Origin of the sequence: Streptomyces violaceoruber (assembly GCF_033406955.1) — a bacterium.
Classification (GTDB): domain Bacteria; phylum Actinomycetota; class Actinomycetes; order Streptomycetales; family Streptomycetaceae; genus Streptomyces; species Streptomyces violaceoruber.
Genome location: NZ_CP137734.1, coordinates 322702 through 347663, shown reverse-complemented (window position 1 = coordinate 347663; position 24962 = coordinate 322702). Strand labels below are relative to the sequence as shown.

Here is a 24962-nt window from a genome sequence, read left to right as displayed (position 1 = left end):
CACCCCCATGCTCAAGACCGCCGTCCAGGAACAACTCCTGCCCGGAGAGACTCTGCAGGCCAAGTGGGACTTCGCCCAGCAGGCCGGCTACGACGCGATCGAACTGCGCGGCAAGGGCGACTTCCACTTCGCCTCCCGGCGAGAGGAACTGCGGCAGGCGCGCAGGGACGGCGTCGTCATGCCCACCGTCTGCGTCGACATGCTGCACTTCCTCGGCGCCTTCGACGAGGACCTGCGCCGCGACGCCGTCGCCCAGATGAAGTCCCAGCTCACCGTGATCGCCGAGATCGGCGGCGTGGGCGCCCAGACCCCCGCCTCGTACGGCATGTTCTCCCGGCGCCTGCCGCCCTTCGAGCCGCCGCGCACCGAGGAGGAGGACCGCGAGGTGCTCCTCGCCGGGCTCACCGAACTCGGCGAGCACGCCCGCCGGGAGGGTGTCACGCTCTTCCTGGAGCCGCTCAACCGCTACGAGGACCACATGGTCAACCGGCTCGACCAGGCCGCCGACCTGATCCGCGCCGTCGGCCTCGACTCGGTCCGGATCGGCATCGACAGCTACCACATGAACATCGAGGAGACCGACCCCGCGGCCGCCGTCGTCGCCCACGCCGACGTCATCGGCCACGCCCAGGTCTCCGACTCCAACCGCTTCCAGCCCGGCGCCGGCCACCTCGACTGGCCCGCCTGGCTCGGCGCCCTGCACACCGTCGGCTACGACGGCCACCTCGCCCTCGAATCCCGGCTGACCGGCGACCCCGTCCAGGCCGTGCGCTCCGTCCCCGCCTTCCTCAAGAGGTCGGGCGCGTGAACTCCCCCCTGGACCTCCTGGACCGGCCCGCGCCCACCGCGCCCGCGGACCTGACCCTGCGGCGCGGTGCGGCGCGGGTCCTCATCGACAACTGGACCGGCGCCTCCACCGTCCCCTCCCGCACCCTCTACCCGCACCAGTGGAGCTGGGACTCCGCCTTCGTCGCCATCGGACTGCGCCACCTCTCGGTGCGCCGCGCCCAGCGGGAACTGGAGTCCCTGCTGGCCGCGCAGTGGGCCGACGGACGCGTGCCCCACATCGTCTTCAACCCCGCCCTGCCGCACGACGCCTACTTCCCGAGCCCCGACTTCTGGCGGTCCTCCACGGCGGGCCGGACGGCAGGCGCCCCCTCGTCCGTCGAGACCTCGGGCATCGTCCAGCCGCCCGTGCACGCCCTGGCCGCCTGGCTGGTCCACCGGGCCGACCCGGCCGAGTCCCGGCGCCGCGGCTTCCTCGCCCGCGTCCGGCCGAGGCTCGCCGCCTGGCACGACTACCTGCTCGGCCGCCGCGACCTCGGCGGGGGCGGCCTCGCGGCCGTCGTCCACCCGTGGGAACCCGGCATGGACAACAGCCCCAGCTGGGACCGGGCCCTGAAGCGGGTCGACCCCAGCCCGCCCGACACCTTCCGGCGCGCCGACCTCGACCACGGCCACCCCGCCGACCGGCCCACCGACCTCGACTACGGCCGGTACGTCCGGCTGGCCACCGAGTACCGGGAGGCCGGCTACGACGACCGCGTCGTACGGCACCGGTTCGCGGTCGAGGACCCGGCCTTCAACGCGCTGCTGATCGTGAGCGAATTCGCCCTGGCCGCCATGGCACACGAACTGGGCCTGCCCGCACGGCGGCACACCGAGCGGGCCGCCGGGCTGACCCGGGCGCTGGTGGACCGGCTCTGGGACGAGCAGGCCGGCCTGTTCCGCGTGCGCGACCTGCACACCGGCGCACCGGTCGACGAGCGGACCGTCAGCGGTCTGATCCCGCTCCTGGTCCCGCGGTTGCCCGAGCACATCGTCCGGCGCCTGCACACCACGCTCACCGGACCGCGCTTCAGCGCCCCGGCCACGCACCTGGTCCCGAGCTACGACCTGACCGGCCACGCCTTCGACCCCACCCGGTACTGGCGCGGACCGGCCTGGTTCAACACCGCCTGGCTGATCGAGCGGGGCCTGCGCACCCACGGCTTCCAGACAGACGCCGAGCGCCTGCGCACCGGCTTCCTCACCGAGGCGGGACGCTCCGGGTTCGCCGAGTACGTCGACCCCGCCACCGGCGCGGCCTGCGGCACCCGGCACTTCTCCTGGACCGCGGCCCTCACGCTCGACCTGCTGAGCACCGACCCGAAGGAGGCCGGATCATGACCGCGGCCGACCTCCGCGTCCAACTCGTGCGCGACGCCACCTTCGTCCGCCTGCACGCCGACGGGGAGATCAGCGGCACCCGCGGATCGGCACCCGACGGGCTGTTCTTCCAGGACGCCCGGCACCTCAGCCGCTGGCACCTCGCCGTCGACGGCACCGCGCCCACCGCGCTGGTGCCCGCCACGCCGGAGACCGACGACACGGCCGCCGGCGTGCTGACCCCCGAGGGCACCCGGGACAACCCGCCCGCGTACACCGTCTTCCGACGGCAGAGCGTCACCGCCGGCACGTTCACCGAACACCTGAGCCTGGTCAGCAACCGCCCCGACGCCCTGACGGCCCGCCTCGACCTCACCGTCGGCGCGGACTTCGCCGACCTCTTCGAACTCCGCGCCGACGACCGGCACTACGCCAAGCCCGGCGCGGAGTACGAGAGCCGCGACACCGCCGACGGAGTGCTCTTCGACTACCGACGAGCAGACTGGCACGCCCGGACGGACATCAGCTGCGAGCCCGCCCCGGACGCGGTGGCCCCCGCACCGGCCCGGGAGGGCGACACCGCCCGGACCCTCACCTGGCACCTGCCCCTCGACGCGCACGGGCGGGCCGACCTGCGGCTGACCGTCCGCGCCCACCCGCACGGACGCACCCCGCCGCCCGTGACCGCTCCCGCCCCCGCCGCCGTACGACACCCTGAGCGGGCAGGCGGCGCGACGGACGACCTGACCCGCACCTGCGAACGCGGTCTCGCCGACATCGACCTGCTGACCATCCCGGTCCCCGGCGTCGACGGCGAGGACGTGCGCGTCCCGGCCGCCGGCATCCCGTGGTTCCTCACCCTGTTCGGCCGCGACTCGCTGCTCACCGCCTACTTCCTGCTGCCGTACCGGCCCGCGACGGCCGCCGCCGTCCTCAGCGCGCTCGCCGCCACCCAGGGCCGGCGGCACGACCCGTTCAGCGGCGAGCAGCCCGGCCGCATCGTCCACGAGACCCGGCACGGCGAACTCGCCCACTTCCGGCAGGTCCCGTACGGCCGGTACTACGGCGCCGTCGACGCCACCCCGCTCTTCCTCGTCCTGCTCCACGCCCACCACGAGGCGACCGGCGACCCGAGCCTGGCCAAGCGCCTGGAACGGCACGCCCGGCGGGCCGTGGACTGGATGCTCACCGACGGCGGCCTGGAGCAGCACGGCTACCTCGTGTACGACCCCGATCCGGGCGGGCTGGTCAACCAGAACTGGAAGGACTCCGCCGGCGCGGTCTGCTTCCGCGACGGAACCCAGGCCGAGGGACCCGTCGCCGTCTGCGAGGCACAGGGGTACGCCTACGACGCACTCCTGCGCACGGCCGAACTCGCCGACGGCGTCTGGCGGGACGAGGCGTACGCCCGCCGGCTGCGCGAGGGCGCCGCCCGGCTGCGGGACCGCTTCACTGCGGACTTCTGGATGCCCGACGCGGACTTCCCCGCCCTGGCGCTGGACGGCGACGGCCGCCAGGTCGACGCGCTGGCCTCGGACGCCGGGCACCTGCTGTGGTCGGGCATCCTCGACCCGGAGCGCTCCCGCCGGGTGGGCCGGCGACTCCTCGAGCCGGACTTCTTCTCCGGCTGGGCGATCCGGACCCTCGCCGCCGGGCAGCGGCCGTACCACCCGCTGTCCTACCACCGGGGCAGTGCCTGGCCGCACGACAACGCGGTCGTCGTCCTGGGCCTGGCCCGGCAGGGCCTGGCGGCGGAGGTGCGCACCGTCGCCGAGGGACTCGTCGCGGCGGCGGCCCACCACGGCCACCGGCTGCCCGAGGTCCTCGCCGGTTATGACCGCGCGGCGACCGCGGCGCCGGTTCCCTACCCGCACTCCTGCTCGCCGCAGGCCTGGGCCGCCGCCACCCCGCTGGCCCTGCGGACGGCGCTGGGGCCGCAACCGCCCGGTTCCTGACCGCGCTACTGCGGCGCCGGCCGGGCGCGGCCCCGGCCCGGGGCCCCGGCGCGGCGGCGGCAGCCCGCGTCGTGCCGCGCGCCGAGCGAGGTCCACCAGCGTTCGCAGCAGTCCTCGGGGAGCGGGACACGGGCCGCCGTGGGACGGCCGCACTCCGGCCCGTGCACGACACCGTCGGAGTGCCGCCAGAACGCGCAGCAGGGCTCCAGCCCGTGCGCGAACGGCTCCGCCTGCCCGGGCCTGGCCAGCAGCTCGGCCCGCCGGGCCAGGGCGACCCGGCGCCGGTGCTCCGCGCCCTCACGGGCGGCACACCAGGCGAACACCGCGGCGACGTACAGCCCGGGCAGGGCGAGCCAGGAGTGGCGGGTGGCCGCGTACACGGCGGCGGCGACAAGGAGCGCGGCGGCGGCACGGCAGGCGCGGGCGGTGCGCAGGCTCGGCGTCACAGGGGACTCCCGTGGGTCGGCGGGGGAGAAGGCCTCTCGGTCACCCGTATGCCCCCGGTTCGCCGTCGTACGTCACTCCGTCGCCTCCGGCGGACAATCCGTTGCGGTCACCCGCCGCCCTGCCCGACTCCGCTCCTCGTGCCCACCGCCGACCTGCGACCGGCCACCCTCGCCGACGCCCCCGCCGTCACCGCCCTCCTCAACGAGATAGACCGGATCGAGATCGGCCGCCCCGAGACCGACCAGCACACCGTCGAAGCCGACCTGACGCACCAGCAGAGGGACCTCACCCAGGACTCGTGGCTCGCCCTCGACGCCGGCCGGCCGGTGGCGTACGGGCTGCTGTGGGACGAGTCCGGCGGGGAGCGGATCGACATCGACCACTACGTGCTGCCCGACCACCGGCGGACCGGGCTGCGCATGCTGATCGCCATGGAGACCCGCGCCCCGGCCCGGGCACGGGCCAACGGCGCGGAGCGAGCCGTGGTGCACCTGCACCTCAACACCCGGCCCACGACCGACACCGCGCTCCTCGCCGAGCGCGGCTGGAGCGTCGTGCGCACCCACCACGTGCTGCGCCGCGCGCTGACCCGGCGGCCGACCTCCCGCCCGAGGCGCCGGCGGGCGTGCGGCTGCGGGCCTGCGCCACGGAGGCGGACCGCGTCCGGGTGCACGAGCTGTACCAGCGGTCGTTCGCCCAGCACTTCGACTTCCAGCCGCGCCCCTACCTGCTGTGGCTCGACGACACCGACGCCGCGGGCCTCGACTGGTCCCTGGTGTGGATCGCCGAGACCGACGACCTGGGCGGGTTCCTCCTGCGGCACGCCTTCGCCCGGTTCGCCGCGCGGGGCCGGGACACCGTGGGCCTCGGCGTCGACACCGCGAACGCGACGGGCGCCCCGCGGCTGCACGGCCGCAACGGCATGACCGTCCACTTCGCGGTCGACACCTGGGAGGCCGTGATCGCCTGACGGTGCCTCACAGCACCATGGCGACCACCACCGCGGCGAGCAGCGCCACGTACGTCCAGGCGTAGAGGCGGTCCGGGATGTGCGGCGGGCGGCGGCGCAGCACCGCGATCACGGGCAGAGCGCCCAGGAGCAGCGCCCCGGCCGCGCGGAGGTCGACGAGACCCACCAGGGCCAGGTGCGGATGGGCGCCGGCGGGGTCCCCGGAACCGCCCAGGAAGACGGCCGCGGCCGGGAGCGCGATCGCCAGGGTCAGCGGGTTGGCCAGCGCGGTCGCCACGTGCATCGTGTGCCCCGCCCGCCGCATCGCGGGGACGGTCATGACGCTGCCCCCCACCCCGAGGAAGGCGGCCACCGCGCCGACCGGTGCGCCGACCGCCGCCGGCAGCGGACGCGGCGTGCCAGGGGCCGCCTCGGTCGGGGCGCGCGGGCGCAGGAAGCCGGGGCGCAGCAGCAGGTCCACGACGGTGAGGGCGACGTACGCGACGAACGCCCAGCGGATCAGCCCCGCCGGGGCGTGGCGCGCGGCGAGCGCCCCGGCCGCGGCGCCGACGCCCAGCAGGACGAGCAGCGGGCCGCCGCCGCGGAGGGCGGCCAGCACCCGGCGCGGTGTGACCGCGGTGGCGAACCCCGCGTTCACCACCATCACCAGGGCCGAGGTGGCCGTCGCCACCCGGATCGCGTCCGCGCCGAGGGCGGAGTCCGTCCACACCACGACCGGGACGGCGACGAAACCGCCGCCGAAGCCGAACAGCACCGTGGTCACACCGGTCAGGAGCCCGATTCCGAGCAGAGCCACAACATCCACGCAGGCCACTCCACCAGCTCGGCGACGTCGCCCGCATCCGATACCCGGCACCATTCCTTCGCGACTCGGCCAGGACGGCCGTAAGGTGACCGGGTGAAGAACGTCCCCCTGGCCGACGTCGACCACGTGGACCGGGCCGTGCTGCCGATCGGCACCGACTACCCGCCCGGACACGTCCTGGACTGGCACGAGCACCGGCGCGCGCAGTTCCTGTACGGCGCGACCGGAGTCATGGTGGTCGACACCGGCGACGGCACCTGGACGGTGCCGCCCGAGCGCGCCGTGCTGATCCCGGCCGCCACCCGGCACCGGGTGCGGATGCTGGGCGTGAGCACCCGCAGCCTGTACATCGAGCCGGACGCCGTCCCGTGGTGGCCCGGCACCTGCACGGTCGTGGACGTGCCGCCGCTGCTGCGCGAACTGCTCCTGACGGCCGTCGAGTTCGAGGCCGACTACAGCCTGTCCGGCCGCGCCGGCAGCGTCGCCGACCTCCTCCTGCACGAGATCGCGGCGCGCGCCCCGCTCCCGTTCCACGTCCGCATCCCCGCCGGTGCCGACCTGGCGGCGCTGTGCCGGGAGTATCTGGCCGCGCCGGACACCGGGGTCACCAACGCCGTGTGGGCGGCGCGGACGAACATGAGCGAGCGCGCCTTCACCCGCCGCTTCCGTGCCGAGACGGGCGACAGTCCCGCCGTCTGGCGGGGCCGCGCCCGGCTGCTGGCGGCCGTGCCGCTGCTGCGGTCCGGTTCGGTCAGCGAGGTCGGCGGCCGGCTCGGCTACGCCTCCCCGGCCGCGTTCACCGCCGCCTTCACCCGGACCTTCGGCATCCCGCCGTCCCGGTTCGCCCAGGGCCACCGGGGGCGGCCCGGCTGAGGGCCTGGGGGGTGTCGTTTGGATCTTGCCGGGGTCGCGGGGTCCGGCACGCACATCTGCGGCGTTGTCGTCGGTTGCCAGGGCTTGGCCCTGTCGCCCTCCTCCGCCTTGCAGCCGCACGCACCAGACCCCGCTCGGGTCGGCCACAAGGCACCGCCGGCCGCGGCCGGCGGGATCCGAACGACACCCCCTAGGAGCGCTCCTGCGCCAGGTGCCCCAGGGCCGCGCTGCGGCTCGTCGACAGATGGTGCAGGACCAGCTCCTGGACGCGGTCCACGTCGCGGGCCGCGATGGCCCGGTAGAGGGCGTCGTGTTCGAGGGCGACGGCCATCAGGTCGTCGTGCTGGCCAAGGAGCCAGCGCAGCCGGCTGCGCAGCACCCGCTCCAGCTCGTTGAGCAGTTCGTTGGCGGCCAGGGAGACGACGGTCTCGTGGAAGTCGGCGGCCGCCCGGCGGGCCCGCACGGCGTCGTCGGCGCGCGCCGCGTCGAGTTCGGCGTCCACCGTCGCGCGCAGCCGCTCCAGCCCCTCCCGCGTGTGCCGCTGGGCGGCGAGCCGGAAACCCAGGGTCTCCAGGCCCGAGCGGACCTCGTCCAGGTCGGCGATGTCGCTCGTGGTGAACTCCCGCACCACCGCCCAGCTCCGTGGCCGCGGCGTCACCAGCCCCTCCGACACCAGCGTCTTCAGGGCCTCGCGGACGGGGAGCCGGCTGACCCCGAGCGACTCGGCCAGCTCCCGTTCGACCAGGCGGCTGCCCGGGACCCGCACGCCGTCGATGATCTCGTCGCGCAACCGCCGCGTGACCCGCTCGGACTCGGGCGTGAAGCCCACTGACGCAGCCATCGCCGTCCTTCGTCTGTCATCCCGTTCCGGCCCGCCGACCGCGCCGTGCGGAGCGGCGGTCGGGCGGCCCGTCAGAATACCCCGGTGCCCGCGGACGGCCCGGGCGGGAGGCAGCGAGGAGCGGTCAGCCCACCCGCGGGGGCCAGTTGACGATCCGCTTGGGACGCGGCCGGGCGTAGGTGCGCACCTTGGACGTGGACAGACCGAGCCGGACCAGGGACTCGGCGACCGTCACGGCGGCGGCGACCCCGTCGACCACGGGGACGCCGGTACGCTCCACCACGCGTTCGGCGAGGCCCGCCATGCCTCCGCAGCCCAGGCAGATCACCTCGGCCCGGTCGTCCTCGACGGCGCGGGCGGCCTGCTCGGTGATGGCGTCCACGGCGGCCTGCTCGTCCCGCTCCAGCTCCAGCACGGCGAGCCCGCTGGCCCGCACCGAGGCGCACCTGGCGCTCAGTCCGGCCACCGCCAGCCGCTCCTCGATCAGGGGGACCGTGCGGTCGAGGGTGGTGACGACGGAGTAGCGGCGGCCCAGGTACTGCGCGGTGCTCGCCGCCGCCTCGGTGATGTCGACGACGGGTACGTCGAGCAGCTCCTGGAGCCCCTCCCGGCCGTGCTCGCCGTAACCGGCCTGGATCACCGCGTCGTACGGCTCCGCATGGGCCCGCACCGCCTCCATCACGGCGACGGCGGCGAGGTAGCTCTCGTAGTTGCCCTCCACGGACTCCGCGCCGAAGGCCGGTGTCAGCGGCACGATCTCGGTGCCCGGAGAGGCGGCGCCGGCCGCCTGCTTGCCGATCGCGTCGGTGATGGACTGCGTGGTGTTGACGTTGACCACGAGGATGCGCATGGGTGGGCCTGGGCCTTCTGCTCGGACGGGCTGATCCGCGGCGGGGCGGGAGGATGGCGATGGCGGTGGCGGTGGCGGTGGCGACTGCGGTGCGGGGCTATTCCGCGGCGACGGCGATGGACTCGCCGTCCACGTCGCGGAACGGGGAGGCGCGGTCCGCGATCAGCGCGTACAGCACGGCGGCGATGATCGCTCCGACGAACCAGGAGAAACCGGCCGCCGCGTGGAAGAAGGGGACGAGCGCGACGACGACGGCGATCGCGGCGGCGGGGGCGAAGGCGGCGACGGCCCGCGGGTTGTAGCCGCGCCGGTAGTGGTACTCGGCGCCCGCGTCCTCGGTGTACAGGGCCGGTACGTTCACGCGCGACCTGCGCAGCAGCCAGTAGTCCGCCATGATCACGCCGAACAGGGGGCCGAGGAGCGCGCCGAGCCCGCCGAGGAAGTAGTTCACGACGACCGGGCTGTTGTAGAGGTTCCAGGGCGTGATCACCAGGCCGAGGGCGGCGCTCACCAGGCCCGCGCGGCGGAAGTCCAGCCGGTGCGGGAAGAGGTTGACCAGGGCGTAGATCGGCGCCACGAAGTTGGCCAGCAGGTTCACCGCCACCGTGAGGGCGATGAGGCACAGCGAGGCGACGGCCAGCAGGAACATGTTGGGGATCGTCCTGACGATGTCCGTCGGACTGGTGATCACGCGCCCGTCGAGGGTGAACTGGGCTCCGCTGAGCACCGCCACGATGACGGCGAAGAAGAGCATGTTCACCGGGATGCCGATCACGTTGCCCCGGACGATGGAGCCGCGACTGCGCGCGGACCGGGTGAAGTCGCAGAAGTTCAGCACGAACGTCCCGTAGATCACCACCCACAGAGCGGCGGCCTGGAGCACCTGGAGCCACATCGCGCCGCCGGTGAGCGGGGCGTCGACGGACACGGAGACCGACCCGTCGGCCCGGACGAACATCCACACCGCGAGGGCGCACATGGTCAGCAGGGTGGTGGGCGCGGCGAAGGCCATGTACCGGCGGATCATCTGCATCCCGTAGCTGACGATGAGCACCTGGAGGGCCCACAGCACCAGGAAGGTGATCCAGCCGAGCGTGGACTGGCCGAGCAGGGAGTTCGTGTCCAGGGAGGCCAGGGAGGGGAACATGGCCACCAGCAGGGCGCTCAGCACGGCGGACGCCAGATAGGTCTGGATACCAAACCAGGCGATGGCCACGGCGCCGCGGACGGCGGCCGGAATCTTGGCCCCCTTGATGCCGAAGGCGATGCGGCTCATGACGGGGAACGGGACGCCGGTCTTGTGGCCCATGAACCCGGAGAGCGTGAGCAGCAGGAAGAGCAGGACCGAGGCGAGCGCGAAGGCCGCGAGGATGCCCCACACGTTCAGCCCGAGGGCGAACAGCCCGATGGCGAAGGCGTAATTGCCGAGGCTGTGCACGTCGTTGGCCCAGAGCGTGAAGACGTTGTAGGCGCCCCAGCGGCGCCCTTCCCGCTTCGTCGGGGCGAGGTCGTACGTGTAGAGGCCGGAACTGGTGGCGGTGTCGCCGGTCCGGTCGGACGAGCGGCGGTCTTCCAGGGCAGTCATACGGGACTCCTGGGATCAGGTGCGGGGAGTTGGAGAGTTTCACAAAGCGGAAGCTGCTTTCCGGTGAACAGAACGTAGTTTTCGCCAAACCGCACCGTCAAGAGGTCTGCCGTAAATGGAATACCATTTTTGGCCCTGTTGACAGTCCCCTGAGCCGTCCCTACCCTGACGCCCCGTCATTACATCGATGTAAAGGCCACGGGAGAGGACCCCCACGTGCTTCCCAGCCCCTCGCACCGTCCCCGCGCCCGCCTCGGTCCGCTCCTCGCCGCCCTCCTGGGGCTGGTCGTGGGCCTGCTGCCCGGGCTCACCGGACCCACCGCCGCGGCGGCGGCCGAGCCCCGCGCCCACACCTTGGCGGCCGGCACCTTCCGCAACCCGCTCAACAGCGGCCCCGACCCCTTCATGACGCACTGGAAGGGCGCCTACTACCTCACCACCACCCAGGGCGGCAGCATCCGGATGTGGCGCTCCCCGTCCCTGGGCACCCTGCTGACCGCGGACCCGGTCACCGTGTGGACCGACACCGACCCGTCCCGCAACCGCAACATCTGGGCCCCGGAGTTCTACCGCTTCGGCGACCGCTGGTACCTCTACTACACGGCCGACGACGGCGTCGACGACCACCACCGGCTGTACGTCCTGGAGTCGGAGCGCGACGACCCCACCGGCCCGTACCACTTCAAGGCCAAGCTCGCCCCGCCCAACCACGCCGACGACTTCGCCATCGACGCGGGCATCCTCCAGCTCGGGGGCCGGCTCTACCTCGCCTACAGCGGCATCAACCAGTACCAGCACAACGGGATCAACATCGCCCCGATGTCCAACCCTTACACCGTCTCCGGGAACGCGGTGGCGATCGACGCGGCGGGCGGCTGCCCCGAGGTGCGCGAGGGGCCCGAGTTCCTCTACCGGGGCGGGCGGGTCTGGATGACGTACTCCACCTGTGACACGGGCAAGCCGGACTACCAGGTCCGGATGATGTCGATGCCGCTGAACGCCGACCCGCTGGTGCCGGGCAACTGGCACCAGCACCAGGGCGCGGTGTTCTCCCGGTCCGACGACCGGGGTGTCTTCGGACCGGGCCACCACGCCTTCTTCACGTCGCCCGACGGGACCGAGGACTGGATCGTCTACCACGCCAAGACCACGTCGGTGAACACCTACACCAACCGCACCACGCGGGCGCAGAGGTTCACCTGGCGGGCCGACGGCACCCCCGACTTCGGCCGTCCGCTCGCCCTGGGCGCCACCCAGAACCTGCCCTCGGGCGACCCCGGCTCGGGCAACTACTGGATCAACGACGACGGCCGCTCCAGCGGCGCCGGGAGCGTCGCCTACTCCGGCGCCTGGAACTCCGGTACCGGCTGCGCCACGCAGTGCTTCTGGAGCGACGACCACTGGAGCGACCGGGCCGGTGCCACGGCCACCTTCGCCTTCACCGGCACCCGGATCGCCCTGCTCTCCGTCAAGGACACCGGCAACGGCTACGCGGGCATCAGCATCGACGGCGGGCCCGAGCAGCGGGTGGACTTCCACGGCGCGATCCGCGTCGGGGAGGCGGTGCAGTACACGAGTCCACGGCTGGCGAACGGCAGGCACACCCTGCGGATCCGGGTCACGGGCGAGCACAACTCCCAGTCCGGGGCGTCCTTCGTGAGCGTCGACCGGGCCGAGGTCTACACGGACTGAGCGTCAGCGCCGCTCGTGGCCCTGCGTGCTCTCCCTCAGGACGAGCCGGTGGGCCACGATGCGGTCCTGCGCCTGTACCCCCGGCACGGCACCGTCCGGCGCCGTCGCCTCCTCGATGCGGTGCTGGAGCAGTTGCACGGCGACCTTGGCCACCGCCGCCTTGTCCGGCGCCACCGTGCTCAGCGTCGGGACGCTGAACCGACCGCCCTCCACGTCGTCGAAGCCGATCACGGCGACGTCCCCGGGCACCGACACCCCGTGCTCGTGCAGGGCGCGCAGCGCACCCAGCGCCAACTGGTCGTTGAGACACAGCAGCGCGTCGGGCCGGGCGCCCTGTGCGAGCGCCCGCGCCACGGCCCGCGCGCCGTCGGGCATCCGGAAGGAGCCGACCGGCAGCAGAGCGGCCGGATCGTAGGCGATGCCCGCCTCCGTCAGGGCGGCACGGTAGCCCCGGGTGCGCGCCTGCGCAGTCCCCAGACCCGAGTCGTCGCGCCCCCCGACGGCGAGAACGGTGCGGCGCCCGAGCCCGATCAGATGGCGGGTCGCCTCGTGTGCGGCGCGCTCGTTGTCGATGGCCACATGGTCGGCGCCCTCCTCCAGCAGCTCCCCGAGCAGCACCGTGGGCGGGAAGCCCGTACGGTCCCGCAGGTCGTCGGCGGTCAGCGCCAGCGGGCTGAGGATGATCCCGTCCACGAAGGTGGAGCCGAACCCGGCCAGCGCCGCCAGCTCGTGGTCGCGGTCCGCCCCGGACTGGTGGATCAGGACCGTCAGGGACCGCTCCTCGGCCTCGCGGATGACATGCCGGGCCAGCTCCGCGAAGTACGGTATGTCCAGTTCCGGGACGACGAGCGCGATGATGCCGGTTCTGCCCTTGCGCAAATGACGGCCGGCCAGATTGACCCGGTAGCCGAGGTGTTCGATGGCCTCGCGCACCACCTGCCTGGTCCGGTCGGAGACATGGGCGTAGTCGTTGATGACATTGGACACCGTCTTCTCCGAAACGCCCGCATGACGTGCGACGTCCTTGATCCTGGGCCGTGCCACCGAGACCTCCCTGCCTCTTTCGCGCTGCCCGAGTCTATGTCCCGGCGCGGGGAGGGCTGCGGCGCAGGTCCACTTCCGTCCAGCTCTTTACAGCCAATGTACATCGATGTAAAAACAAGCCACCGCATGAGCTCCGGCCGTCGAAAGGTCCGCGATGAGTTCCCGTTTGCCCGCCCAGGGGGTGCCGGCCGTGTCCGACCCGGTCCGCCGCCCCAGCCGCCGCCGGATACTGCGTCACGCCATGGCCGGGGCGGGAGCCCTGCTCGCCGCGGGCCCGCTGTCCGGCTGCGCGTCACCGGCCTCGGCCTCCGGGGCGTCCGCGCTGAGCGTCTGGGACCTCTTCCAGGGCGGTGACGGCATGCTCATGGACGACATGATCGAGGCCGTGTCCAAGGGGGCCGGGGGAGCCGAGGGCTTCGAGATCGACCGGACGATCCTGGACTGGGGCCCGTCGTACTACACCAAGCTCGCCATGTCCGCGGCCGGCGGCCGGGCCTCCGACGTGGCCGCCATGCACCTGTCCCGGCTGGCGGGCTACGCCCCCGGCGGCCTGGTGGACGCCTTCGACCTGGACCTGCTCGCCGAGTACGGCGTCACGGAGAAGGACTTCACCCCGGCCGTGTGGGCACGCACGCGGCACGAGGGGACCGTCTACGCGATCCCGCTGGACGTCCACCCCTTCATCGTGTTCTACGACAAGAAGGCCGCGGAGCGGGCCGGACTCCTGGACGCCGCCGGCGAACTGGCTCCCATGGGATCCCCCGAGGCGCTGCTGGAGGCGGGCAAGGCCCTCGCCGAGGCGACCGGCGAGTCGGGCATCCTGTTCGGCCACGTCACCGACACGGCACAGAACTGGCGCCTGTTCGCCGGGCTCTACGCGCAGACCGGCGCCGCCTTCGACCTGCCGGACGGCGGTCCCCCGGAGATCGACGTCGACGCCGCCGTACGCGTCGTCACCCTCATGACGCGGCTCTTCGACGGGAAGACCAACCCCAGCAACCTGGACTACAACGGCGCGCTGGCCGCCTTCAGCAGCGGACGCGGCGGCATGGCGATGCTCGGCGAGTGGGAGCTGCCGACGCTGAAGAAGTCCGGCATGGAGCTGGGCGCCGCGCCGTTCCCGCAGGTCTTCGAGAAGCCGGCCGTCTACACCGACAGCCACAGCTTCGTCCTTCCGCACCAGGACAGCCCCGATCCGGCCCGGCGCCGCGAGGCCCACCGATACGTCGCGCAGATACTCAAGCAGAGCCTCACCTGGGCGAGCGCCGGACACATCCCCGCCTACCAGCCCGTCCTCGCGGAGCCCGAGTACGCGGCACTCGACCCCCAGTCCTCCTACGCCGACGCCGCCGAGGTGGCGGTGCTCGACCCGCCCAACTGGTTCGCGGGCGCCGGTTCCAACTTCCAGAACCGGATGTGCCAGCCGCTCCAGTCGGCGCTGCTGGGCGACACCACCCCCGAGAAGGCGGTGCGGCAGATGGTCCGCGAGGCGGACACCCTGCTGCGGCAGCCCAACCCGGTGGCCTGACCAGCGAAAGGAGTGACCGACGTGACCACCACCGCACCCCTCGGCGCCGAGGAACGGACCGCCCCGCCCGCCGCTGCCCCGGGCGGCCGCCGCTCCGCCCTCGGCCGCATACGCACCGGCAACGGGCTCGTGTTCGTCCTGCCGTTCCTGCTCGTGTTCGGCCTCTTCATGGTGTGGCCGATCGTGCAGGGGCTCTGGATGAGCCTCACCGACAGCTCGCTCGCCCTGCGCGACCCGGGCTTCGTCGGCTTCGACAACTACACCGAGGCGTTCGGCGACCCGGACGTGTGGAGCAGCCTCGGCAACACCGTCTTCTTCACGGGCGTCTCCAGCGTCCCGCTGGTGCTGGTCGCGCTGGCGATGGCCCTGCTGGTGCACAGCGGGCTCGCCGGTCAGTGGGCCTGGCGCCTGTCGTTCTTCGCGCCCTACCTGCTGCCCGTGACCGTCGTGACCATGATCTGGACCTGGCTCTACCAGCCCGAACTGGGCATGGCCAACCAGCTCCTGGACGCCCTCGGCATGGCGCCGGTCGGGTGGCTGTCCGACGAGTCCGTCGCGATGTGGTCGGTGGCCGCCCTCACCGTCTGGTGGACCGTCGGCTTCAACTTCCTGCTCTACCTCGCGGCGCTCCAGTCCCTGCCCACCACCTTCGACGAGGCGGCGGCACTCGACGGAGCCGGCGCCTGGCGCCGCCTGTGGTCCATCACCCTGCCCCAACTGCGCCGGACCACCGGCCTGGTGGCCATGCTCCAGGTGCTGGCCTCCCTGAAGGTCTTCGACCAGATCTACATCCTCACCAAGGGCGGACCCAACGGCTCCACCCGGCCGGTCCTGGAGTACGTCTACGACGTCGGCTTCACCGGCTACCGCCTCGGCTACGCCTCCGCCGTCTCGTACCTCTTCTTCGCCCTGATCGTCCTCGTCTCGCTCGTGCAGCTCCGCCTCTTCCGCCGGGAGGACTGATCGTGTCCGCAACCGCCACCACCCTGAGTACCCGGCGCCGTCCACCCCGCGAAGCGGCCGGCTCACCCCTGCTCCTCGGCCACGGAAGGCTGCCCCGCGTCCTGGCCGGGACCGCGCTCGTCGTCCTCGCCGTCGTCTGGCTGCTGCCGTTCGTGTGGGCCGTCATCACCTCGGTGCAGAGCGAGGAGGACATCAACACCACCGGGCTGTCCCCGTTCAAGGGCGCCTTCACCCTGGACGCCTACCAGCAGATACTGGAACGCGGGAACGTCACCGTCTGGGCCTTCAACAGCTTTCTGATCTCCACCCTGGTCACGCTGATCACCGTGGCGGTCTCCACCCTCGCCGCGTACGGCTTCTCCCGCGGTACCTTCCGCGGCCGCAAGGCGCTGCTCGGCGTCACCGTGGCCGCCATCATGGTCCCGCCGCAGCTGCTCGTCGTGCCGCTGTTCGACCAGATGACCCTGTTCAACCTGGTCGACACCTATGCTGCGGTCATCCTGCCCCAGGTCGTCGCGCCGATGATGGTGTTCATCCTGAAGCGGTTCTTCGACGGCATCCCCAAGGAGCTGGAGGAGGCGGCCCGGATCGACGGCGCCTCCGAGTTCCGGGTCTTCCGGTCGATCGTCCTGCCGCTCGCCCGGCCGATCGTGGCCGCGGTGGCGATCTTCGTCTTCATCGGCGCCTGGAACAACTTCATGTGGCCGTTCATCGTCACCAACGACCCCGACCTGATGACCCTCCCGGTGGGCCTGGCCACCGTGAAGGACGCCTACGGCATCCAGTACGCGCAGTCCATGGCCTCCGCCCTGCTGGCCGCGCTGCCGCTGATCGTGGTCTTCCTCCTCTTCCAGCGCCGCATCGTCAACTCCGTCGCCACCACCGGCCTCGGCGGTTCCTGAACCCTCACAGCTGTACCCACGGGCCGACGTTCGCGCGCCCGGCCCACCGATCGACTGGAGCATGTGTGCCCACTCACTCCGTACCGCGCCCGGAGTACCCGCGACCGCAGTTCACGCGCCGCGACTGGCTCAACCTGAACGGCGCCTGGCAGTTCGAGACCGACCGGGGGGACAGCGGCCTCGAACGCGGTCTGCTCGACCGCGAGCTGCGTGACGAGATCCTCGTCCCCTTCCCGCCCGAGTCCGAGCTGTCCGGCATCGGCGACACCGACTTCCTGGAGGCCGTCTGGTACCGGCGGGCCCTCACCCTGCCCGCCGCCTGGGCCGGCCGCCGCGTCCTGCTGCACTTCGGCGCCGTCGACCACGACACCACCGTGTGGGCCGACGGAAGAGAGGTCGCCCGGCACCGCGGCGGCTTCACGCCCTTCACCGCCGACCTCGGCGACATCGCCGGGGCGGGGGAGGAGGTCGTGATCACCGTCCGGGCCCGCGACCCCAAGTCCGGCCCGCAGGCCCGCGGCAAGCAGGCGATCAAGTACGCCAACCACGACTGCAACTACACCCGCGTGACCGGTATCTGGCAGACCGTGTGGCTGGAGCCCGTCCCCGAGACGCACCTGCGCCGTCCCCGCGTCACCCCCGACCTGGCCGGCTCCGCCTTCCACCTCGAACTGCCCCTGTCCGGCAACCGCCCGGGGTACCGGGTCCGCGCCGTCCTCGGCGACGCCGACGGCGAGGTGAGCCGCGCCGAGGCACGCGCCGACCTCGACCTCGCCCCGCGCCTGCACCTGCCGGTGCCGGACGACCGGCGGCGCGAGTGGGGACCGGAGGACCCGCACCTGTACGACCTGCGGCTCGAACTCCTCGACGCCGCGGGCCAGGTGGTAGACAGCGCCGAGAGCTACGCCGGACTGCGCGCCGTGGGACTGCGCGGCAGGGCCGTCCTGCTCAACGGCCGCCCCGTCTTCCAGCGCCTCGTCCTCGACCAGGGCTGGTACCCGGACGGGCTGATGACCGCCCCCACCGACGAGGCCCTGGTGCGGGACATCGAGTTGGCCATGGCGGCCGGCTTCAACGGGGCCCGGCTGCACCAGAAGGTCTTCGAGGAGCGCTTCCTCCACCACGCCGACCGCCTCGGCTACCTGGTCTGGGGCGAGTTCGGCGACTGGGGCTGCGAGACCGGCGGTTCCTCGGGCGACAACCAGAAGCCCGACGCCTCCTACGTCGCCCAGTGGCTGGAGGCGCTGGAGCGCGACTACTCGCACCCCTCGATCATCGGCTGGTGCCCGCTCAACGAGACCTACCAGAAGCTGCACGACCGGATCACCCAGCTCGACGACGTGACCCGGGCGATGTTCCTGGCCACCAAGGCCATGGACACCACCCGCCCGGTCGTGGACGCCTCCGGCTACGCCCACCGGGTCGCCGAGACGGACATCTACGACTCCCACAACTACGAGCAGGATCCCGCCGCCTTCCGGGAGTTGATGTCCGGCCTCGCCAAGGACGCGCCGTTCGTCAACGCCCACGAGAGCGGTGCCCCCTACTCCCAGCCGTACCGGGGCCAGCCGTACTTCGTCAGCGAGTTCGGCGGCATCTGGTGGGACCCGGAGGCGGCCGCCGCGCAGTCCGGCGAGGACCGCACCGTCTCCTGGGGCTACGGGGAACGCGTCCGCAACGAGGACGAGTTCCACGAGCGGTTCGCCGGCCTCACCGAGGTCCTGCTCGGCGACCGCGACATGTTCGGCTACTGCTACACCCAGTTGACCGACGTCTTCCAGGAGCAGAACGGCATCTACCGCTTCGACCGGGGCGAGAAGCTCGACATCGCCCGGGTCCGCGCCGCCCAGCTGCGCCCGGCGGCCATCGAGGAACCGGAGGCGTAGCCCGCACGGGGGCCGGAGGCGAAGCGCCGCCCCCGGCCCCCGTGCGCGCGGATCAGAAGGGCCGGTCGCCCTCGATGGCGACGCGTTCGGCGATCCGCCGCTCGGACCCGTAGTCACCCACCGCGTAGTGCTGGGTGGCGCGGTTGTCCCAGAAGGCGACGTCGCCGGGCTGCCAGCGCCAGCGCACCTGGTACTCGGGCACGTGCGCCTGCTGGAAGAGGAAACGCAGCAGCCGGTCGCTCTCGTCGCGGTCCACGCCGGTGATACGGGTGGTGAACGAGGCGTTGACGAAGAGCATGCGCCGCCCCGTCTCGGGGTGGGTGCGCACGACGGGGTGCTCCACGGGCGGGAGGAGGTCCTGGTGCGGCAGCAGCCGCTCGGGTCCGTAGAACCGCGCGAAACCGGGGATGAAGTCGTGGACGGCCAGGGCGCCGTCGACGCGCTCCTTCACCTCTCGGGGCAGGTTGTCGTAGGCCGCGGCCATGTCCGCCCACATGGTGTCGCCGCCGAACGGCGGCACCTCGCGCAGTTGCAGCACCGCGCCCAGCGCGGGCCGTTCGCGGAAGGTGACGTCGGTGTGCCACACGTTCTCGTACGTCGGCACGGCCCCGTCGCCCTTGTCGAACCGGACGACGTCGTCGCTGGAACCGGCGGCGAGCAGGGGGTTGGTCTCCAGCGCTCCCCAGTTGCCGGCGAAGTCGCGCTGCTGGTCGGAGGTGAGGTGCGCGCCGCGGAAGAACAGCACCTTCCACTCCAGCAGGGCACGGTTCAACTCCTCGCGCAGCGCGGGCGGAAGCGGGCGGGAGAGGTCGGCCCCACGGATCTCCGCGCCGATGGTGCGGGCCTGCGGGACGACCTCGAAGAGCTCGTAGGGCCGTTCCTCCCAGCCCTTGGGCAGCCGGCGCAGGGTGCGCCGGCCCTCGTACATGCCGTCCCCCGGGATGCGTGCTTCGCGCAGGACGGTGCTCGGACCGGCGGACGTGACGGACGTGACGGACATGGGTGTCCTCCCCTTGTATGACGATGCGCGTGGGACCCGGCCCGGGGACGGCACGAGGCCACGCCGGACGACCGGGGAACGAGGGTGCTACGGGTGCTCCGGGTGGTGGTCCGGAGAGAATGCCGACGGGCTACGACGCGCGGGGCGTCGGGCGGTCGGTACGAAGAAGGCCGTTAGAGGCCGGAACGCTCACAGCCGGTCCGCTCGGGCACGCGGGGACACTCCGCGGTGGTGCCGAACCGGTATGTGGTCATGGGACCGATTGTGTGATCTTTCCGCGCCCGTGTCAATGGGATCACGCGTCAATTGGGATCACGCGGGGACGGGAGCGAACGGAAGCAGATCGTCCCCCTCCGGCTGGACGACGCCGTAGCTGCCCTCGGGCACCTTGTTCCACACGCCGGGCAGGTCGCCGAGGGGTTCCGACACGATCAGACGGGTGCTGTCGGACGCCTCCTTGAGGAAGGGCAGGCCGGGATGCAGCGCGCGCAGGCTCTCCACCCGGCTGCTGTAGTAGAGCGAGCGCGACTGGGCCTGGCTGGAGTATCGGAAGGCCCACAGGCGGTGCCCGTCGGTCACGGCGACCGTCATCTGCAGCGGGAACTCCACGCCGTGTTCGTGTCCGATCTCCTCCACCAGTCCCGCCATCCGGGCCACGGCAGCGGGAGGATCGTCCTCCAGGCCGAGCGTGAGCGCCAGGTAGAACATCATCTCGGAGTCCGTCGATCCCTCGATGTCGAGGAAGAGCCGCGGATCGACGGCCAGTGCGAGGTCCCGGCGCAGCCGGTGGAACTCGGCGATCGCGCCGTTGTGCATCCACATCCACCGGCCGTGGCGGAACGGATGGCAGTTGGTCTGCTGCACCGGGCTGCCCGTCGACGCCCGGATGTGCGCGAAGAACAGGGGCGAGCGGACATGGCTCGCGATCTCCCGCAGGTTGCGGTTGCTCCAGGCCGGCCCGACCTCCCGGACGATGGCGGGGGTCTGCATCTCCGGCCCGAACCAGCCGACGCCGAAGCCGTCCCCGTTGGTCGTCTCGACGCCCATGCGGGCGTGCAGGCTCTGGTCGATGAGCGAGTGCTCGGGCTGGTAGAGCAGGGACTCCAGGAGGACGGGCGTCCCCGAGTAGGCGAGCCATCGGCACATCGCTCCGTCGCCTCCCTGGTGGCCTCCCCGCCCCGGACGTCAGTCCACCGGCCAGGTGTGGACCGGGGCGTTGAGGTGCATGTAGTCCATGTACTGCTGGGTCATCCTGCGCAGCGCCTCGTGGCGGCCGGGCCGCGTGCCGGCGTCGATGTGGTGGAACATCTCCTTCTGCCACACCGCGCCGTTGCGGCCGGTGACGCACCGCTGCTCGATGATGCCGAGCAGCGGCTCCCGCCAGGCCGAGTCCATGCCCGACAGCTCCAGGCCCCGGTGCGCCAGCGGCAGCAGCCGGCGCAGGACCAGTTCGGGCACCGTCACCTCGCCCACGCCGGGCCAGTACAGGTGTGCCTCGATGCCGTGCCGGGCGGCGGTGTGCAGGTTGTCCTCGGCGACCGAGAAGGACATCCGCGACCACACCGGCCGCTCCTCCTCGACCAGGGCGCGGGTGAGGCCGTAGTAGAAGGCGCCGTTGGCGAGGGTGTCGGCGACGGTCGGGCCGGCCGGCAGGACGCGGTTCTCGACGCGCACGTGCGGCTTGTCGTGGGCGACGGCGTAGACGGGCCGGTTCCAGCGGTAGATGGTGCCGTTGTGGAGGGTGAGTTCGCCCAGCTCCGGGATGTCGCCGCGGTCGAGGGTCTCGGCGGGATCCTGCTCGTCGCACAGCGGCAGCAGCGCCGGGAAGTAGCGGAGGTTCTCCTCGAACAGGTCGAAGACGCTGTTGATCCAGCGTTCCCCGAACCACACCCGGGGTCTGACCCCCTGGGCCTTGATCTCCTGCGGCCGGGTGTCGGTGGCCTGTTCGAACAGGGGGATGCGGCTCTCGTGCCACAGCTCCTTGCCGAGCAGGAACGGCGAGTTGGCCGCGAGGGCGACCTGGACACCGGCGACGGCCTGGGCCGCGTTCCAGTAGTCGGGGAACTCCTCCGGGGTGACCTGGAGGTGGAACTGGGTGCTGGTGCAGGCGGCCTCGGGCGTGATCGTGTCCGCGTAGGTCCGCAGGCGGTCGACGCCGTCCACCTCGATGTGCAGGTCCTCGCCCCGGGTGGCGAACACCTGGTCGTTGAGCAGTCGGTAGCGCGGGTTCTCCGACAGGGCCGCCTCGCCCACGTCCGACTGGCGCAGTGTGGGCAGGGTGCCGACCATGATCAGATGGGCGCCGACCGACGCGGCGCGGTCCTCGGCGTGGTTCAGGGCGGCGCGGATCTCGGTCTCCCAGGCGTCGGGGCCGCCCGCCGTGAGCTGCCGGGGCGGGATGTTGATCTCCAGGTTGAACCGGCCCAGCTCGGTGGACCAGGCGGGGTCCGCGATCGCTTCGAGGGCGTCGCTGTTGCGCATCGCCGGTTCGCCCCGGTCGTCGACCAGGTTCAGCTCGATCTCCAGGCCGACCTGGGGCCGCTCGGTCTCGAACCGGGACTCGCGCAGCATCTGCGCGAAGGCCTCCAGGCACTCCTGCATCTTGATCCGGTAGCGGCGGCGGTCCTCGCGGGTGAAGACCAGCGCCGGGACGTCCCGTCCCATCGGTCCTCCCGGGGTTGCCTTCCTCGGACGCTCCTCCACCCCAGCGTCGCACCACCCGGCGCACCCCACCAGACGGGACGGGAACGGGGGTCCACCGCACCGGATGCGGTGGACCCCCGTCGCCTCAGGTCCTCGTAGGGCTGATCAGGCCTTACAGCTTGCCGGACGCGCGCACCTTGATCTCCTTGGAGGTCTTGCCCGCGGGCGAGGAGCCGTAGCCCTCGATCTTGTCGACCACGTCCGTGCCCTCGACGACCTTGCCGAAGACGACGTGCTTGCCGTCCAGCCACGGGGTGGGGACGGTGGTGACGAAGAACTGCGAGCCGTTGGTGTTCGGACCCGCGTTCGCCATGGACAGGAGGTACGGCTCAGTGTGCTTCAGCTGGAAGTTCTCGTCCGCGAACTTCTCGCCGTAGATGCTCTTGCCCCCGGTGCCGTTGCCGTTGGTGAAGTCACCGCCCTGGAGCATGAACTGCGGGATCACACGGTGGAACGGGGAACCGGCGTAGCCGAAGCCGTGCTCGCCGGTGGCCAGCTCCAGGAAGTTCCTGGCGGTCTTGGGGGTGACGTCCTCGAAGAGCTCGAAGACGATGCGGCCCGCATCCTGGCCGTCGATGTCGATGTCGAAGTAAACCTTGGAATTGCTCATCGCACCATTGTGACGGGTGACCCCCGGTGATGCCGAACCGGCTGCCCGTTCAGCGTGTGGCGAGCAGCGCGAGGGTGTCGATCACGCGGTTCGAGAAGCCCCATTCGTTGTCGTACCAGGCGACCACCTTGATGTGGCGTCCTTCCACGCGGGTCAGTGCCGAGTCGAAGATCGACGAGGCCGGGTTGCCCGTGATGTCGGAGGAGACCAGCGGGTCGTCCGAGTACTCCAGCACGCCGGCGAGCGGGCCGTCGGCGGCGGCGCGGTAGGCCGCCAGGACGTCCTCGCGCGTCACGTCGCGCGCGACCGTCGTGTTCAGCTCGACGATCGAGCCCACCGGGACCGGCACGCGGATCGAGTCGCCCGACAGCTTGCCGTCGAGGCCCGGCAGCACCAGGCCGATCGCCTTGGCGGCGCCCGTCGTGGTCGGGACGATGTTCACCCCGGCGGCGCGGGCGCGGCGCGCGTCGCGGTGCGGGCCGTCCTGGAGGTTCTGCTCCTGCGTGTAGGCGTGCACCGTCGTCATGAAGCCGTGCTCGATGCCGGCCAGCTCGTCCAGCACCGCGGCGAGCGGCGCGAGGGCGTTGGTGGTGCAGGAGGCGTTGGAGACGATCGTGTGCGCGGCCGGGTCGTAGGCGTCGGTGTTCACGCCGTACGCGAGCGTCACGTCCGCACCGCTGGACGGCGCGCTGACCAGGACCTTGCGCGCGCCCGCGGTGAGGTGGGCGCGGGCGGCGTCGGCCGAGGTGAAGCGGCCGGTCGCCTCCAGCACGATGTCGACGCCCAGCTCGGCCCAGGGCAGCCGGGCCGGCTCGCGCTCGGCGAGCACCTTGATGCGGTGCCCGTCGACGACCAGGGTGTCACCGTCGACCGTCACCGGGCGGCCGAGCCGGCCGGCCGTCGAGTCGAAGGCGAGCAGACGGGCCAGGGTGGCGGGCTCCGTGAGGTCGTTGACGGCGACGACCTCGAGCTTCGTGTCGCGTTCGAGCAGTGCGCGCAGCACGTTGCGCCCGATGCGGCCGAATCCGTTGATGCCGATGCGAGTCATGAGTGGTGTGTCCCTTCGTTTCGCCACCAGGTCCTTCGCCACCAGGCTCGCGCACGCCGGGAGCGGGTGGCAGCGGCGTGAGTGCCACGGTTCGAAAGGATCACGCCAGGTGCGAGGGCGGCGGCGCGCGGCCCGGCTATTCGCCCCGGGCGAAGGTGCGCCGGTACTCGCTGGGCGTGGTCCCGAGGATGCGCTGGAAGTGCAGCCGCAGGTTGGCGCCGGTGCCCAGGCCCGCCTCGGCGGCGATCTGCTCGACTCCGCGCTCGGAGCGTTCGAGCAGCTCACGGGCCAGGTCGATACGGGCCCGCATGACCCACTGCATCGGGGTGTACCCGGTGTCCTCGACGAAGCGCCGGGAGAGGGTGCGCGCCGACACCGCCGCGTGCCGGGCCAGTGTCTCCAGGGTGAGCGGCTCACCGAGCCGGCGCAGCGCCCACTCGCGGGTGGCGGCGAACCGCTCGCCGAGCGGCTCCGGCACGCTGCGCGGCACGTACTGGGCCTGGCCGCCGCTGCGGTAGGGGGCGGCGACCAGGCGCCGGGCCGCGTGGTTCGACGCGGCCACCCCGAGGTCGCCGCGCAGGATGTGCAGGCACAGGTCGATGCCGGAGGCGGCGCCCGCGGACGTCAGGACACTGCCCTCGTCCACGAAGAGCACGTTCTCGTCGACCCGCACGCCCGGGTGCTTCGCCGCGAGCGCCCGGGTGTAGTGCCAGTGCGTGGTGGCCCGCCTGCCGTCGAGCAGGCCCGTGGCGGCGAGCGCGAACGCGCCGGTGGAGATGGCGGCGAGCCGCGCTCCCCGGTCGTGGGCCGCCGTCAGCGCGTCGAGGACGGTCCGCGGCGGGTCCTCGACGTCGGGGGAGCGGTAACCGGGGAGAAAGACCAGGTCGGCCCACGCCAGGGCGTCGAGGCCGTGGGCGACGTGGTACGACAGGCCGTCACCGCCGGTCACCAGGCCGGGCGCCGCACCGCACACCCGTACCTCGTACGGCATGCTCGCGCGTGTCGTGAAGACCTGCGCCGGAATGCCGACGTCGAGGGGCTTGGCGCCCTCCAGGACGAGGACGGCGGCGCGGCGCAGGCGGGGGGACGGCACGGGAAGAGCGTACGCGGGC

General features: G+C 72.4%; 21 protein-coding genes and 1 pseudogene. 10 read left to right on the top strand and 12 right to left on the bottom strand.

The window, feature by feature from the left end; genetic code table 11:
* The first annotated feature begins 7 nt into the window (after positions 1 to 7).
* From R2E43_RS01695 to R2E43_RS01685, 3 genes are read left to right on the top strand one after another with little or no spacing between them, the layout of a single operon-like run.
* The gene (locus R2E43_RS01695; protein ID WP_030868926.1) at positions 8 to 808 is read left to right on the top strand and encodes a sugar phosphate isomerase/epimerase family protein; all 801 of its coding nucleotides are present in this window, start codon (positions 8 to 10) and stop codon (positions 806 to 808) included.
* Positions 805 to 2169 carry an MGH1-like glycoside hydrolase domain-containing protein gene (locus tag R2E43_RS01690; RefSeq protein WP_332055834.1) on the top strand — a complete coding sequence of 455 codons (1365 nt, stop codon included), beginning with the start codon at positions 805 to 807 and terminating at the stop codon, positions 2167 to 2169. Before R2E43_RS01695 ends, R2E43_RS01690 begins: the two co-directional genes overlap by 4 nt.
* Positions 2166 to 4103 (top strand): amylo-alpha-1,6-glucosidase, encoded by a 1938-nt coding sequence (locus R2E43_RS01685; RefSeq protein ID WP_332055833.1) that lies wholly within the window; start codon positions 2166 to 2168, stop codon positions 4101 to 4103. The genes R2E43_RS01690 and R2E43_RS01685 overlap by 4 nt, the downstream gene beginning before the upstream one ends.
* A gap of 5 nt (positions 4104 to 4108) precedes the next feature.
* On the opposite strand, the gene R2E43_RS01680 is transcribed toward R2E43_RS01685, so the two are convergent.
* A complete protein-coding gene (locus R2E43_RS01680) occupies positions 4109 to 4549 on the bottom strand; it encodes a hypothetical protein (protein ID WP_332055832.1) in 441 nt (146 codons plus the stop codon).
* 138 nt (positions 4550 to 4687) lie between these two features.
* Here R2E43_RS01680 and R2E43_RS01675 point away from each other — a divergent pair.
* A pseudogene (locus R2E43_RS01675) lies at positions 4688 to 5520 on the top strand (N-acetyltransferase family protein).
* A gap of 7 nt (positions 5521 to 5527) precedes the next feature.
* Here the strand turns inward: R2E43_RS01675 and R2E43_RS01670 are convergent.
* A complete protein-coding gene (locus R2E43_RS01670; RefSeq protein WP_332055831.1) occupies positions 5528 to 6325 on the bottom strand; it encodes a sulfite exporter TauE/SafE family protein in 798 nt (265 codons plus the stop codon).
* A 93-nt stretch (positions 6326 to 6418) separates the two neighbouring features.
* Between R2E43_RS01670 and R2E43_RS01665 the strand changes: the two genes are divergently transcribed.
* Positions 6419 to 7198, top strand: coding sequence for an AraC family transcriptional regulator (locus R2E43_RS01665; RefSeq protein ID WP_011031705.1), 780 nt, complete (start codon positions 6419 to 6421; stop codon positions 7196 to 7198).
* A gap of 190 nt (positions 7199 to 7388) precedes the next feature.
* Here the strand turns inward: R2E43_RS01665 and R2E43_RS01660 are convergent, their stop codons facing one another.
* From R2E43_RS01660 to R2E43_RS01650, 3 genes are all read right to left on the bottom strand, one after another.
* Positions 7389 to 8039, bottom strand: a complete 651-nt coding sequence (locus R2E43_RS01660; RefSeq protein WP_011031706.1) for a GntR family transcriptional regulator — start codon at positions 8037 to 8039, stop codon at positions 7389 to 7391.
* Between the two features lie 124 nt (positions 8040 to 8163).
* Positions 8164 to 8889 (bottom strand): aspartate/glutamate racemase family protein, encoded by a 726-nt coding sequence (locus R2E43_RS01655; RefSeq protein WP_003971646.1) that lies wholly within the window; start codon positions 8887 to 8889, stop codon positions 8164 to 8166.
* Positions 8890 to 8986: 97 nt separating this feature from the next.
* Positions 8987 to 10474, bottom strand: a complete 1488-nt coding sequence (locus tag R2E43_RS01650) for an NCS1 family nucleobase:cation symporter-1 (RefSeq protein WP_003971645.1) — start codon at positions 10472 to 10474, stop codon at positions 8987 to 8989.
* Between the two features lie 216 nt (positions 10475 to 10690).
* Here R2E43_RS01650 and R2E43_RS01645 point away from each other — a divergent pair, with 216 nt between their 5' ends.
* A complete protein-coding gene (locus R2E43_RS01645) occupies positions 10691 to 12166 on the top strand; it encodes a family 43 glycosylhydrolase (protein WP_332055830.1) in 1476 nt (491 codons plus the stop codon).
* 3 nt (positions 12167 to 12169) lie between these two features.
* On the opposite strand, the gene R2E43_RS01640 is transcribed toward R2E43_RS01645, so the two are convergent.
* The gene (locus R2E43_RS01640; protein ID WP_106517555.1) at positions 12170 to 13210 is read right to left on the bottom strand and encodes a LacI family DNA-binding transcriptional regulator; all 1041 of its coding nucleotides are present in this window, start codon (positions 13208 to 13210) and stop codon (positions 12170 to 12172) included.
* Between the two features lie 154 nt (positions 13211 to 13364).
* On the opposite strand from R2E43_RS01640, the gene R2E43_RS01635 reads away from it, so the two are divergent.
* The 4 genes from R2E43_RS01635 (at position 13365) to R2E43_RS01620 (ending at position 18489) form a co-directional block, all read left to right on the top strand.
* Positions 13365 to 14738 carry an extracellular solute-binding protein gene (locus tag R2E43_RS01635; RefSeq protein ID WP_030868941.1) on the top strand — a complete coding sequence of 458 codons (1374 nt, stop codon included), beginning with the start codon at positions 13365 to 13367 and terminating at the stop codon, positions 14736 to 14738.
* 21 nt (positions 14739 to 14759) lie between these two features.
* Complete coding sequence (locus R2E43_RS01630; protein ID WP_030868942.1) at positions 14760 to 15701, top strand: carbohydrate ABC transporter permease; 942 nt, start codon at positions 14760 to 14762, stop codon at positions 15699 to 15701.
* A gap of 2 nt (positions 15702 to 15703) precedes the next feature.
* Complete coding sequence (locus R2E43_RS01625) at positions 15704 to 16603, top strand: carbohydrate ABC transporter permease (protein ID WP_011031710.1); 900 nt, start codon at positions 15704 to 15706, stop codon at positions 16601 to 16603.
* 65 nt (positions 16604 to 16668) lie between these two features.
* Complete coding sequence (locus tag R2E43_RS01620) at positions 16669 to 18489, top strand: glycoside hydrolase family 2 protein (protein ID WP_003971639.1); 1821 nt, start codon at positions 16669 to 16671, stop codon at positions 18487 to 18489.
* 52 nt (positions 18490 to 18541) lie between these two features.
* Here the strand turns inward: R2E43_RS01620 and R2E43_RS01615 are convergent, their stop codons facing one another.
* The 6 genes from R2E43_RS01615 to R2E43_RS01590 all read right to left on the bottom strand — a co-directional run bounded on the left by R2E43_RS01615 (position 18542) and on the right by R2E43_RS01590 (position 24943).
* Positions 18542 to 19489, bottom strand: coding sequence for a TauD/TfdA dioxygenase family protein (locus tag R2E43_RS01615; RefSeq protein WP_332055829.1), 948 nt, complete (start codon positions 19487 to 19489; stop codon positions 18542 to 18544).
* 312 nt (positions 19490 to 19801) lie between these two features.
* Positions 19802 to 20635 (bottom strand): class II glutamine amidotransferase, encoded by an 834-nt coding sequence (locus R2E43_RS01610; protein ID WP_003971637.1) that lies wholly within the window; start codon positions 20633 to 20635, stop codon positions 19802 to 19804.
* Between the two features lie 39 nt (positions 20636 to 20674).
* Entirely contained in the window at positions 20675 to 22153 is a 1479-nt protein-coding gene (locus tag R2E43_RS01605; protein WP_193485955.1) for a glutamate-cysteine ligase family protein, read from the bottom strand.
* A 151-nt stretch (positions 22154 to 22304) separates the two neighbouring features.
* Positions 22305 to 22802: a peptidylprolyl isomerase gene (locus R2E43_RS01600; RefSeq protein WP_003971635.1), complete on the bottom strand. Its 498-nt coding sequence runs from the start codon at positions 22800 to 22802 to the stop codon at positions 22305 to 22307.
* A gap of 49 nt (positions 22803 to 22851) precedes the next feature.
* On the bottom strand, positions 22852 to 23850 hold the full coding sequence (gap, locus tag R2E43_RS01595; RefSeq protein ID WP_003971634.1) for a type I glyceraldehyde-3-phosphate dehydrogenase: 999 nt from the start codon (positions 23848 to 23850) through the stop codon (positions 22852 to 22854).
* 136 nt (positions 23851 to 23986) lie between these two features.
* Positions 23987 to 24943 (bottom strand): GlxA family transcriptional regulator, encoded by a 957-nt coding sequence (locus R2E43_RS01590; RefSeq protein WP_011031713.1) that lies wholly within the window; start codon positions 24941 to 24943, stop codon positions 23987 to 23989.
* Positions 24944 to 24962 lie beyond the last annotated feature (19 nt).

Coding starts and splice junctions, on each gene's coding strand:
- R2E43_RS01600 (WP_003971635.1), bottom strand. CDS start 22,802: ATGAGCAATTCCAAGGTTTACTTCGACATCGACATCGACGGCCAGGAT.
- R2E43_RS01655 (WP_003971646.1), bottom strand. CDS start 8,889: ATGCGCATCCTCGTGGTCAACGTCAACACCACGCAGTCCATCACCGAC.
- R2E43_RS01695 (WP_030868926.1), top strand. CDS start 8: ATGCTCAAGACCGCCGTCCAGGAACAACTCCTGCCCGGAGAGACTCTG.
- R2E43_RS01605 (WP_193485955.1), bottom strand. CDS start 22,153: ATGGGACGGGACGTCCCGGCGCTGGTCTTCACCCGCGAGGACCGCCGC.
- gap (WP_003971634.1), bottom strand. CDS start 23,850: ATGACTCGCATCGGCATCAACGGATTCGGCCGCATCGGGCGCAACGTG.
- R2E43_RS01685 (WP_332055833.1), top strand. CDS start 2,166: ATGACCGCGGCCGACCTCCGCGTCCAACTCGTGCGCGACGCCACCTTC.
- R2E43_RS01615 (WP_332055829.1), bottom strand. CDS start 19,489: ATGTCCGTCACGTCCGTCACGTCCGCCGGTCCGAGCACCGTCCTGCGC.
- R2E43_RS01610 (WP_003971637.1), bottom strand. CDS start 20,635: ATGTGCCGATGGCTCGCCTACTCGGGGACGCCCGTCCTCCTGGAGTCC.
- R2E43_RS01650 (WP_003971645.1), bottom strand. CDS start 10,474: ATGACTGCCCTGGAAGACCGCCGCTCGTCCGACCGGACCGGCGACACC.
- R2E43_RS01660 (WP_011031706.1), bottom strand. CDS start 8,039: ATGGCTGCGTCAGTGGGCTTCACGCCCGAGTCCGAGCGGGTCACGCGG.
- R2E43_RS01635 (WP_030868941.1), top strand. CDS start 13,365: ATGAGTTCCCGTTTGCCCGCCCAGGGGGTGCCGGCCGTGTCCGACCCG.